This window comes from Stenotrophomonas sp. 05L44_2, from assembly GCF_056665995.1.
Window position 1 is genome coordinate 1 of the sequence record NZ_JBFTNR010000034.1, and the last position, 11,523, is coordinate 11,523.

At 66.8% G+C, this 11,523-nt stretch carries 10 protein-coding genes; 7 read left to right on the forward strand and 3 right to left on the reverse strand.

Annotated features, from left to right (window positions below; translation table 11 throughout):
• The 3 genes from AC1VAN_RS02145 to AC1VAN_RS02155 all read left to right on the forward strand — a co-directional run.
• Positions 1 to 304 (forward strand): alpha/beta fold hydrolase (locus tag AC1VAN_RS02145; protein WP_480985183.1); only part of this gene is annotated, 304 nt, incomplete at its 5' end.
• A complete protein-coding gene (locus tag AC1VAN_RS02150; RefSeq protein WP_313113598.1) occupies positions 301 to 786 on the forward strand; it encodes a MaoC family dehydratase in 486 nt (161 codons plus the stop codon). The genes AC1VAN_RS02145 and AC1VAN_RS02150, both read left to right, overlap by 4 nt.
• 69 nt (positions 787 to 855) lie before the next feature.
• On the forward strand, positions 856 to 4,188 hold the full coding sequence (locus AC1VAN_RS02155; RefSeq protein WP_313113596.1) for a hybrid sensor histidine kinase/response regulator: 3,333 nt from the start codon (positions 856 to 858) through the stop codon (positions 4,186 to 4,188).
• Positions 4,189 to 4,195: 7 nt separating this feature from the next.
• Here the strand turns inward: AC1VAN_RS02155 and AC1VAN_RS02160 are convergent, their stop codons facing one another.
• Entirely contained in the window at positions 4,196 to 4,870 is a 675-nt protein-coding gene (locus AC1VAN_RS02160) for a response regulator transcription factor (protein ID WP_282279735.1), read from the reverse strand.
• A gap of 88 nt (positions 4,871 to 4,958) precedes the next feature.
• Here AC1VAN_RS02160 and AC1VAN_RS02165 point away from each other — a divergent pair, with 88 nt between their 5' ends.
• Positions 4,959 to 6,803: a 3-hydroxybutyrate oligomer hydrolase family protein gene (locus tag AC1VAN_RS02165; RefSeq protein ID WP_480985184.1), complete on the forward strand. Its 1,845-nt coding sequence runs from the start codon at positions 4,959 to 4,961 to the stop codon at positions 6,801 to 6,803.
• A 25-nt stretch (positions 6,804 to 6,828) separates the two neighbouring features.
• On the forward strand, positions 6,829 to 8,490 hold the full coding sequence (locus tag AC1VAN_RS02170) for a fatty acid--CoA ligase (RefSeq protein WP_313113588.1): 1,662 nt from the start codon (positions 6,829 to 6,831) through the stop codon (positions 8,488 to 8,490).
• A 26-nt stretch (positions 8,491 to 8,516) separates the two neighbouring features.
• On the opposite strand, the gene AC1VAN_RS02175 is transcribed toward AC1VAN_RS02170, so the two are convergent.
• Positions 8,517 to 8,969: a MerR family transcriptional regulator gene (locus AC1VAN_RS02175; RefSeq protein WP_032974716.1), complete on the reverse strand. Its 453-nt coding sequence runs from the start codon at positions 8,967 to 8,969 to the stop codon at positions 8,517 to 8,519.
• Positions 8,970 to 9,143: 174 nt separating this feature from the next.
• Between AC1VAN_RS02175 and AC1VAN_RS02180 the strand changes: the two genes are divergently transcribed.
• Together AC1VAN_RS02180 and AC1VAN_RS02185 are read left to right on the forward strand one after the other, a co-directional pair.
• Positions 9,144 to 10,079: an NAD-dependent epimerase/dehydratase family protein gene (locus AC1VAN_RS02180; protein WP_480985185.1), complete on the forward strand. Its 936-nt coding sequence runs from the start codon at positions 9,144 to 9,146 to the stop codon at positions 10,077 to 10,079.
• A gap of 16 nt (positions 10,080 to 10,095) precedes the next feature.
• Positions 10,096 to 10,791 carry a type 1 glutamine amidotransferase domain-containing protein gene (locus AC1VAN_RS02185; RefSeq protein WP_480985186.1) on the forward strand — a complete coding sequence of 232 codons (696 nt, stop codon included), beginning with the start codon at positions 10,096 to 10,098 and terminating at the stop codon, positions 10,789 to 10,791.
• Between the two features lie 61 nt (positions 10,792 to 10,852).
• Here the strand turns inward: AC1VAN_RS02185 and AC1VAN_RS02190 are convergent, their stop codons facing one another.
• Positions 10,853 to 11,434, reverse strand: a complete 582-nt coding sequence (locus AC1VAN_RS02190) for a TetR/AcrR family transcriptional regulator (protein WP_223482512.1) — start codon at positions 11,432 to 11,434, stop codon at positions 10,853 to 10,855.
• Positions 11,435 to 11,523 lie beyond the last annotated feature (89 nt).

Consider the following 11,523-nt stretch of genomic DNA (forward strand, 5'->3'; position numbering starts at 1 on the left):
GCGCAGCGATGGCCTGCTGGAACTGGACTACGACCCGGCGGTGATCCGCACCACGCGGCCGTGGCTGCTGTGGCTGCTGCGCCCGGTACTATGGCGCGCGGTGCGTGGGCTGACCGCACGCGTGCCGGTGCTGGTGGTTCGTGGGGCGCTGTCGGACATCCTGCCTGCCGATGTCGCGCAGCAGATGGCTGCCACGTCGCCCAATGCCCGCCTCGTTGAAGTACCGGAGGTGGGTCATGCACCGATGCTGTCCGAGCCCGAGGCGCGTGACGCGATCCTGGCATTGCTGGAGCGCGTGCGATGAGTTCCGGCGTGTCGAGGGATGCGCTGCCTGCCGCCCTGCAGGCCCTGCACCAATGGGCGGCAAGCGAGCGGCTGAGCGGCAGCACGCGCATCGCGCAGTCGCGCATCGATGCCTTCGCCGAGGCCACCGGTGACCACAATTGGATCCACACCGATCCTGCCCGCGCACGGACCGGCCTGCCGGGCGGGCAGACCATCGCCCATGGGTTCCTTCTGCTCTCGCTTACCGTAGAGGACGACGTGGCGGCCCTGGCCGGTTTTCCCGGCATCGCCCACGTACTGAACTACGGCTTGAACAAGGTCCGCTTCCTGGCGCCGGTGCCGAGCGGTTCCGAGGTACGGGTACGCTCGCAGCTGATGTCCTTGGAAGCGCGCAGGCCCGGGCAGTGGCTGCTGACCCAGCACAAGACCGTGGAAGTGGTTCCCGCCGGCGAGACAGCCGTGGTCGCCGAACAGTTGTCGCTGATCGTGCTCGCCGACTAGCGCCGCACCGTCCTCCCGCGCGGGGCGGGCCGGCTGCCCGCCGGCCGCGGTTCTCTCTACACTGGAGCGATGTTGACGCCCTCCATCGTCCTGTTCGCCTGCATCGCGTGGACCGTGCTGCTGTTCGGCGTCGCCCTGTGGGGGGAACGCCAGGGGCATCGGCTGTCGAAGGTATGGCCAGCCATCTACGCGCTGTCACTGGGCGTGCACTGCACGGCGTGGACCTACTACGGGGCTGCCTCGCAGGGCGTGCAATGGGGCTTCCCGATTCCGCCGACACTGATCGGCATGGCCCTCATTTTTGCCTTCGGCCTGCCGTTCCTGGTGCGGCTGGGGCGGCTGGCCAAGCAGCACAACAGTGCCACCATCGCCGACCTGGTGGTCGCGCGCCTGCGCGCCGACCAAGGGCTGGGCATCACCATCACCCTGGTCGCGCTGTTCGGCATCATTCCCTACATCGCGCTGCAGCTCAAAGCGGTCAGCCAGGGCCTTGCCGCCCTGCTCGGTGACCAGTTCGCACCCGTTGGCTGGCAGCTGGACGTGTCGTTCTGGTTCGCGCTGACGATGGCGGCGTTCACCACCCTGTTCGGTGCACGCAAGGCGTCGGCGACCGAGCACAACCGCGGCATCGTGGTCGCGCTGGGCCTGGAATCACTGTTGAAGCTGACGGCACTGCTGGCCATTGGCCTGTATGCCGCGCTATCGGTGCACAAGGCAGGCACGCCGCTGCTTGAGAAGATGGCGCACCTGCCGCCGCCGGCAGTGGTGCCGGATTACCTGACCATGGTGGCGCTCGGTGCCATGGCCGCGTTCACCCTGCCCCATCAGTTCCATGTGGGCGTGGTCGAGCTGCGCCAGTCATCGGACCTGAAGACGGCGCGCTGGCTGTTCCCGGTCTACCTGCTGTTGATCGGCCTGCCGTCGGTGCCGATGGCACTGGCCGGTGCCGCGCAGCTGCCGCCCTCGATGACGCCGGATCTGTACGTGCTGGCCCTGCCGCAGGAGCGCGGCCATCACCTGCTGGCACTGCTGGCATACCTGGGCAGTCTGAGTGCCGCCACCGGCATGATGATCCTGTCCGGGCTGACCCTGTCGATCATGCTCGGCAACCACGGTGTGGGCTCGCGCCTGCTGAGCGGCGTCAATGGCTTCAACACCGGCGCGGATCTACGACCGCGGGTGCTGGCCTTCCGGCGCGCCGGCATCCTCGCCGTGTTCCTGATGTCGTGGCTGTACAGCCGTGCGATGAGCGGCACCGAGGCGCTCAGCGATTTCGGCCTGATGTCGTTCACCGCGCTCTCGCAGCTGGCACCGGCGGTGCTGCTGGCGGTGTACCGTCCGCGCACGCCCTCCCCGGCCATCATCGCCGGCATCGTACTGGGCTCGCTGGTCTGGTTGTGGCTGGTGCTGCTGCCCATGGTGCTCCCTGCCCCGCTGGCGTCGGCCGGTCCCGACGGACTGCACTGGCTGGCGATGCTCTCGCTGCGCATGCAGCCGGGCCATATCGCCATCAGCATGGGCGCCAGCCTGGCCGTCAACCTGGTAACCGTGGTGCTGGTGTCGCGCGCGGTGCGTCCACCGATGCCTCGGCAGCGCGACGCGGTGGCCGCTGCATCGTTGCGCAAGACGGCTGGTCGCTTCCTCGGCCAGGAGCGGGCACGGCAGCTGATGGACGGGCACGCCGGGCAGATGCTGGACGACGACCGGGTGACTGCCATCGAGCGCGAACTGACCGCCGTGGTCGGTGCAGGCATGGCGCGGCTGCTGGTGGAGGCGGCACGCGATGGTGGCGCTGCGCCGCTGGACGCTGTTACCCGCGCGGTCGGTGAAGCCACCCAGGTGCTGCGCTTCAACCAGCGCCTGCTGGAGGCCGCCCTAGAGAACATGAGCCAGGGCATCAGCGTGGTCGATGCGCAGCTGCAGCTGGTGGCCTGGAACAGCCGCTACGCCGCGCTGTTCAAGTTCCCGCCGGAGCTGCTGCAGGTGGGGCAGCCGGTGTCGAACCTGACGGCGTGGGCACTGGGACAGCTGAAGATCGGCGACAGCCCTGGTGACTCGCGCGACAAGGCGTTGCAGCGGCGGGTGGTGCACATGCGGCGCGGCACGCCGCACCTTTCCGAGCGGATTTTCCCGGACAACACCATCGTTGAGATCCGAGGCAACCCGATGCCCGGTGGCGGCTATGTGGCCACCTTCACCGATGTCACCGCGTTCCGGCGGGCAGAGGACGCGCTCAAGCGCAGTAACGAAACCCTGGAGCGCCGCGTGCAGGACCGCACCGCCCGGCTTGAACAGGCCGTGCATGAAGCCGAGCGGGCCAACGTGGCCAAGACCCGCTTCCTGACCGCAGTCGGCCATGACCTGATCCAGCCCCTGCATGCGGCGCAGCTGTTGACCGACGCCATGTCGCAGCACATCGAATCGGAATTCCTGGACAGTTTCCTGCGCCAGATTCGCGGCGCGCTGGATTCCACCGACGATCTGCTGTCGGGCCTGCTGGATATTTCGCGACTGGAAGCCGGTGGCCTGGTGGCCGATCCGCGCCCGTTCGCCTTGTCGACCGTGCTGGAGCCGCTTGCGCAGGAGTTCGCCGTGCTGGCCGCGGCACGCGGCCTGCAGTTCCGCCATGTGCGCACCCGCGTGTGGGTGCACAGCGACCCGTTGCTGCTGCGCCGCGTACTGCAGAACTTCCTGGCCAACGCCATCCGCTACACCCGCCGTGGCGGCGTGCTGCTTGGCGTTCGTCGGCACGGTCAGGCACTGTCGATCGGCGTGCATGACAGCGGCCCCGGCATCGCGCCGGAGCAACAAGCCGTGGTGTTCGAAGAATTCCACCGTGGCGACCGCAGCAATGGCCAGGGCCTCGGTCTTGGCCTGACCATCGCGCACCGCATTGCCGACCTGCTGCATGCACCGTTGGAACTGCAAAGCGAACTGGATCGCGGCTCGGCCTTCTCCATCACCGTGGCGCGTGCAGCGCCGCCTGAGGCCCCACGCACTGAGCCCGCCGCTGGCAACAGCAGCATCAAGGGCATCCGCGTGCTGGTGGTCGACAACGATGCGGAGGCGCTGGAGGCAATGCGGCTGATGCTGCTTGCCTGGGGCTGCGATGTCATCGCGGCGCGTGATGTCGCTGCGCTGGGCGCGTCCGCACATGAGGCGGCACTGTGGCTGTTCGACTACCACCTTGATGAGGGCGATACCGGCGTCGCACTGTGGAAGCGCCTCGTCGCCGTACATGGCGCGCGGCCGACGGTGATCCTCAGCGCCGATACCGGCAATGACACGCGCGAGGCGGTGCGCAGTGTGGGCCTGTCACTGCTGAACAAACCGTTCAAGCCGCTGGCGCTGCGCTGGGCGATCAACCACCTGCTGGCAACGGCCAGCACGGAAAGGACCTGACGAAGGATCAGGCGTCCTGCGCGCCTTCGATCTGCCGGGATGGGTCGGTCAACCCCATCTCGTGCAGCACGCGGATGGCCTGCGCGCGATTGCGTACGCCCAGTCGTCCCATGATGCGGGTCATGTGTGCCTTGACCGTGCGCAACTGCACGCCCAGCCGGTCGGCGATCTGCTTGTTGAGCAGCCCTTCGGCCACCAGGCTCAGCACCTTGTACTGATGCGCGGACAGGCTGGACAAGCGCGCGGCAAGATCGGCGTCCTTGCTGAAGGGCGCCACCCGCGCCACCGGCTCGCGCAGCAGCGCCGGTATCCAGCGCTCACCTTCCAGCACGGTCTGCAGTGCGGACTGCAGGTCGGTCAGGCCGGAGCTCTTGGGCAGGTACCCGGCTGCGCCCAGGTCGATGGCGCGGCGGATCACGTGCGGCTCTTCATTGGCCGAAACGATGATGATCGCCAGCCCCGGTTGCAGCGCACGTATGGTCGCCAGTCCGGCCAGGCCGTGGTTGCCCGGCATGTGCAGGTCCAGCAGCATCAGATCGATCTGCTGGTTCTCGATCGCTTCGAGCACGCCGTGCAGCGAATCGGCCTCGCTGATCTGCAGGTCAGCCACCGCTTCTTCAGCGGCGCGATGCAGCGCCGCGCGGAACAATGGGTGGTCATCGGCGATAAGCAGGGTCGGCATGTCCAGCCGAGGTTAGCAAATCGCCTGCGCCTGGGCACGGGTACCAAGGTACGCTGGCGTGCGCCGCCCGGATGGTTAGGGTGGAGCAATGAACATCCACCGCCCCGTCATGCTGCTGTGCGCCGCGCTGCCATTGCTTCTGGGCAGCATCTCCAGCACCCACGCCGCCCCGCCCCGCCCCACTACCGCTGTTCCGGTGTTCGAGCAGTGGCGGGAAACCGTGCATCGCGGCAGCGACGAACTGCTGACCGCAGGCCTGGGCATCGACGCCCTGCGCTCGGCCACCGCGCCGGCGTTTGCCAACCCGGCCCAGCCCACGGCCGAGGAAGCACGGCGTCGTGCGATCTGGAGCAGCTGGCGCGGCATCGCCGACCTGACACCCGGCGGCGGCTTTGGCGATGTCTACGGCAGCGTGCAGGCGGTACCCGGCCGCGAATTCTCCGCCTATGCGCGCGTTCCCGGCGCCCGCCATCCCCATCGGGTACTGGTGCAGGTGCCCGACAGCTTCGACGCCGCGCRGCGCTGCCTGGTCGTCGCGGCATCTTCCGGCTCGCGTGGCATCCATGGCGCGATCGCGGTTGCCGGCAGCTGGGGCCTGGCACATGGCTGCGCGGTCGCCTATACCGACAAGGGTGCCGGCAGTGATTACTACGATCTGGACGCCAAGGCCGGCTTCCAGGCAGACGGCACGCCAGCCAGCCAAGGCGCGTTGGCCTTCATTCCTGCGGGTGCGACAGCCGCGCAGGGAATCGCCTTCAAACATGCTCATTCGGGTGACAACCCGGAAGCGGACTGGGGCCGCCATCTGCTGCAGGCGCTGCAGTTCGGCCTGCAGGTGCTGGACCGTGCCTATCCGCAATCGGCCCCATTCACTGCGGCCAACACACGCACGCTCGGCGTGGGCGTATCCAATGGCGGTGGCGCCGTGCTGCGCGCGGCGGAGATCGAAGGCGACTGGTTCGATGCAATGGTGGCCGGCGAACCCAATGTCTCGGTGGCCGGCGCACCAGCGTTGTATGACTTCGTCACCCAGGCCGCGTTGCTGATGCCCTGTGCCCTGCTGACGGAGGACGATCTACCACAACCGCCGATGCGGGCGCAGGCCGTGCCAGGGTGGACCCAGCGATGTGCCACGTTGAAATCCGCTGGGTTGGTGCAAGGCGATGACACTGCAGCACAGGCACGGTCGGCACGGCAGCAGCTGCTCGACGCGGGTTTGAGCGCCGATGCACTTCGCGCCGGTGCATTCTCTACCGGTTTCGATCTGTGGCGCGCCATCGCAGCGACCTACTCGTCAGCCTATGGACGCTACGCCACGGGCGAACATCCCTGCGCGTACAGCTTCTCGGCCGCCGGCACCGACGGCAGACCCCACGCGGCCACGGCCGAGGTTCGTGCAACCTGGTGGAGCGAGGGCAGTGGCATCCCGCCGGGCAGCGGCGTGGTTCTGGTGGACGGCAATGCCACCGGGGCGGCAGCTGATCCGCTGCGTGGCCTGCGCTGCTTGCGCGCACTTGGCGAGAGTGACAGCGCCGATGCCCGACGGGTACGCGCCGGCATCGCCGCAGCGACTGCCAAGGCGCCGCGTCGCGGCCTGCCGATCGTGGTGATCCATGGCCTGGACGACGGGCTGGTACCGATCAGCATGACCAGTGATCGCTACGTGCCACTTGCCCGCAAGGCCGGGGCGCAGATCGCCTATTGGCGGGTGAACAAGGCACAGCACTTCGACTCGCTGCTGGCCTTCCCGGACTACCGGAAGCGCTACGTCCCGCTGCTGCCCTACCTGTTCGCGGCGATGGACCAGGTGTGGGAACACCTTGAAGATCCAGCGCGAGCGCTGCCGCAGGATGCACTCATCCAGCCGAGCCCACGCGCGGAAGCGCCGCTGCTGCGCGAGCAGCTGTCCATTCCCGCGCCCCCCGGCCGCTGACGCGCCGCCCCATCAGGAAGATCACATGTCATTCGCCACCGCCGCAGACGCGCCCGCCGCCGAGCCTCATGCCTACCCCCTGCTGATCAAGCAGCTGCTGCTGACACCTCTGGCAGTGCGACCACGGCAGGAGATCGTCTACGGCGACAAGGTCCGCTTCGACTACCGCACCCTGCAGGCGCGCATCGGCCAGTTGGCCGGGCTGCTGACCTCACTGGGGGTAAAGCGCGGCGATACCGTGGCGGTGATGGACTGGGACAGCAACCGCTACCTGGAGAGCTATTTCGCCGTGCCGATGATCGGAGCGGTGCTGATGATGGTGAACATCCGCCTGGCGCCCGAGCAGATTGCCTATACGCTCAATCACAGCGGTGCGCGGGTGATCCTGGCCAACCGCGAGTTCCTGCCGGTGCTGAACGCCATCGAAGAACAGCTGCCGGACGTGCGCACGCGCATCCTGCTGGATGATGATGAGGGCCCGCTGCCAGCGGGTTTCGTGACCGAGTATGAGGCCGGGCTGCGCGAGGCCACGCCCATCACCCGCTTCCCGGACTTCAACGAGAACACCCGCGCCACTACGTTCTATACGACCGGCACCACGGGCCTSCCCAAAGGCGTGTACTTCAGCCATCGGCAACTGGTACTGCACTCGCTTGCGGCGATGGCAGCCCTCGGCAGCGCGTCCAGCCAGGGCCGCCTGCACCGCGACGATGTCTACATGCCGATCACGCCGATGTTCCATGTCCATGCCTGGGGCATGCCGTACGTGGCCACGCTGCTGGGCATCAAGCAGGTCTACCCCGGTCGCTACCTGCCGGGCGCGTTGCTGGCGCTGATCGCCCGCGAGAAGGTGACGTTCTCGCACTGCGTGCCGACCATCCTGCATATGCTGCTGGGCCATCCCACTGCTGCCGATACCGACCTGCGCCGCTGGAAGGTAATCATCGGCGGCGCGGCACTACCGCGGGCACTGGCGCAGCAGGCACTGGCCCGTGGCATCGACATCTTCGGCGGCTACGGCATGTCCGAAACCTGCCCGCTGCTCACCCTCGCGCAGATCGATGCCGACGCCGTGGACGGCCCGGACGAGGAGCTGTCCCTGCGCACCAAGGCCGGCATTCCGGTGCCGCTGGTTGACCTGCGCATCGTCGACGAACACATGAATGATGTTGCCCACGATGGCATCGCCACCGGGGAAGTGGTGGTGCGCACGCCCTGGCTCACCCAGGGCTATCTGCACAATCCGGACGCTTCGACGGCGTTATGGGCCGGCGGTTACCTGCACACCGGGGACATCGGCAACATCGATGGCAGCGGCTACCTGCGCGTGACCGACCGCATCAAGGATGTGATCAAGACCGGTGGCGAGTGGATCTCCTCGCTCGCCCTGGAGGACATCATCGCCCTGCATCCGGCGGTCAACGAGGTCGCGGTGATCGGCATCAGTGATACGAAATGGGGCGAGCGACCGCTGCCGTTGGTGGTCCGGCAGCACGGCAGCGATGTGACCGAGGCGGAGATCATCGAACTGGTCGCAGCACGCAGCCGCTCCGGTGATATCTCCCGCTACGCGATCCCCGACCGCGTCAGCTTCGTCGATTCGCTGGAACGCACCAGCGTGGGCAAGATCAACAAGAAGAAGCTGCGCAGCCTGCATGATCTGGGCGCAGCCACCGACGCAGGTTGACGCTGCGGCCTGCGGCCAACAGAGGGTCACTTCATTCCTCTACCTGGTCGCCCTGCGCGCCCGCCCCGCTGGCGCCGTGGAGGATCCAGCAGATCCATCAGCCTGACCTGGTTGTCGGTGCAGGAAATACCCTCAGGACGTTGGGTGACACCCTCGATGATGCCCAGCAGGCGCGCTTCGTTCTCCTGCAGTTGCAGGATCAAGCGTCGGATCTCGGCCAGGCGCCTGCCCAGCGACTCGACCAGGCCTTGGTGATCGCACGCCTGCGTGCCCCCAGGCAGGAAATGCCGGATCTCATCAAGTGAGAAGCCGACGCGTTGCGCGTTGTCGATGATCTGCAGCACGCCCAATACGTCCGGGGAATAGATCCGGTAGCCATTGCTCCCCCTGGGCGGCGCGCTGATCAGGCCTTCGGCCTCATAGAACCGGATACGCGATGGGGCCAGGCCCGTGGCCTTGGCCAGATCCCCGATTTTCATCCTGCCACTGCCCCTTGACCTTCAAGTTGACTTTAAACATACACTGCCGCGACCGTCAGCGTGAGAGGTTGCCGACGGCGGTCTGGCGAGCACCCGCGCGGCACTGTGGCGCCGGCGCCCTGGGCTGAACTTCCACCCCGGGCGATCAGAGGCCCAGACGCCCAAGGAAAAGAGATGCAGACCATTCTGGGAGCAAACGGCCAGATCGCCCAGGAACTGGCGCGCGCGTTGAAGCGCACCTACACCGACGACCTTCGCCTGGTGAGCCGCACGCCGCGGCCGGTCAACACGGGCGACCAGCTTGTGCCGGCGGACCTGCTGGATGCAGAGCAGACGCTGAAAGCCGTTGAAGGCAGCGACATCGTCTATTTCACCGCAGGGCTGCCGCCGGATTCAGGGCTCTGGGAGCGGCAGTTTCCTTCCATGCTGAAGAACGCACTGGATGCCGCCGTCGCCACCGGCGCTGCATTTGCGTACTTCGACAATACCTACATGTATCCGCAGACGGCGGCTCCGCAGACCGAGGACACCGCGTTCGCGCCCGCGGGCAGGAAGGCACGCGTGCGCGCAGAGATGGYGCGCATGGTCCTGGATGAGATGGCAGCCGGGCGCATCGCCGTCACCATCGCCCGAGCACCGGAATTCTATGGCCCGGGCAGCACGCAGAGCTTCACCAATGCCCTCGTCATCGACAGGCTGAAGGCTGGCAAGTCACCGCGGGTGCCACTGCGCGACGATACCCTCAGAACGCTGATCTGGACGCCCGACGCCAGTCGCGCGCTCGCACTGCTGGGCAATACGCCCGACGCGCAGAACCAGACGTGGCATCTGCCCTGCAGTGAGCCGAGATTGACCTATGCCCAGTTCGCCACCCTGGCCTGCACTGTGTTCGGCAGGCCGGACACCCACGCCACCCTCGGCAGGACTGCGCTGTACATCGCCGGCCTGTTCTCGAAAGGTGCGCGCGAGATCCGGGAGCTGCTGCCGCGCTATGAGCATGACAATCGCTTCGAATCCGGAAAGTTCAAGCAGCGCTTTCCCGACTTTCCCGTAACCAGCTACGACGCAGGACTGCGGCAGATCAAGCACGAATGGGAAACCGGAAAATGAGCCAGAGGCGTATCTGATGAACCGTCGCATCCTTCATGTTGTCACCAACGTCGCGCATTACGATGACCCCAGCCACAGGACCGGGCTCTGGTTGTCGGAACTGACGCATGCCTACGACCTGTTCGCCGGGCAAGGCCATGAACAGCACCTGGTCAGCCCACGCGGCGGGCACTCACCACTTGAGCCGCGCTCGCTGAAATGGCCGGCGCTGGACCATTCGGCGAAGGCATGGCTGCAGGATCCGGCGCGCATGGCACTGCTGGACAACACGCTCGCCCCCGACAACGTCGACGCTGCCGCGTACGACGCGATCTACTTCACCGGTGGGCATGCGGTGATGTGGGATTTCCCGGACAGCGAGGGCATCCAGAAAATCACACGGGACATCCATGAGCAGGGCGGGATCGTCTCGGCGGTCTGCCACGGCTATTGCGGCCTGCTCAATACCCGGCTGAGCGATGGGCAACTGCTGGTGCAGGGCCGGCGGGTAACAGGATTTTCCTGGACCGAGGAAATCCTGGCGGGTGTTTCCAGGCAGATGCCGTACAACGCGCAGGCGGAAATGTCCCGGCGGGGAGCCCTGTACGAGAAGGGACTACTGCCATTCGTGCCGAAGGTGGTTGTCGATGGCAGGCTGGTCACCGGCCAGAATCCGCAGTCGGCCAAGGCGACGGCAAAAGCGGTTGCGGMGCTGCTGCGCACGTCCGGCTAGCACTGACCACTACCTTTCAGCGTAGCGTCTTCCAGCACGTCCTGACGCTGGAAGGCGCAGCTCAGCGGCTGGACGCAGCTGGCAACCGGGCCAGCAGATCCGCCCGGCATGCATCCAGGATTTCGTCCGCCAGCGGCGATTCGTCCGGGCAGGACCTCGACAGCACCAGCGCGCCGACCGCTTGAGCCATCAGCGCAATACTGCGCGCACGCGCCGCATCATCCGGATCGCGCTGCGCCTGCCCCTCCTGCGTGGCACGTGTTGCCAGCCTGGCCTCGATGCCGGCCGCAAAGGCAGCCTTGACCGCGTCCGTCTGCCGCGCGGCGTCGGTGCACAGCGCCGCCAGCGTGCAACCCTGGCCGGGCCCGTCGCGGTGCGCGCGGGACAGGTACTCGCTCACGAATGCCTGCACATCCAGATCAGCCACCGCTGCAGCCGAGCTGGTCAGGCCGCAGGCGGCTGCTTCGGCCATCAGGTCGGCCTTCGAGCCGAAATGCTTGTAGAAGCCGCCATGGGTGAAGCCAGCGGCGGCCATCAGGTCGGCCACGCCAACGCCGTCGTAGCCGCGCTCGCGGAACAGCGTGGAGGCGGTTTCGACGATGTGTGCCCGGTTGGCCTGCGCCTGTGCCTTGGTGACCTTCATGAGCCTTCGCCCTTGGGAGTCCTGTCGCGTGTGGAGGGCACTTTAACACACATAGATTATATTCATCATCAAACAATTGACATCAATGA

Coding starts and splice junctions, on each gene's coding strand:
- AC1VAN_RS02150 (WP_313113598.1), top strand. CDS start 301: ATGAGTTCCGGCGTGTCGAGGGATGCGCTGCCTGCCGCCCTGCAGGCC.
- AC1VAN_RS02155 (WP_313113596.1), top strand. CDS start 856: ATGTTGACGCCCTCCATCGTCCTGTTCGCCTGCATCGCGTGGACCGTG.
- AC1VAN_RS02160 (WP_282279735.1), bottom strand. CDS start 4,870: ATGCCGACCCTGCTTATCGCCGATGACCACCCATTGTTCCGCGCGGCG.
- AC1VAN_RS02175 (WP_032974716.1), bottom strand. CDS start 8,969: ATGAAAATCGGGGATCTGGCCAAGGCCACGGGCCTGGCCCCATCGCGT.
- AC1VAN_RS02190 (WP_223482512.1), bottom strand. CDS start 11,434: ATGAAGGTCACCAAGGCACAGGCGCAGGCCAACCGGGCACACATCGTC.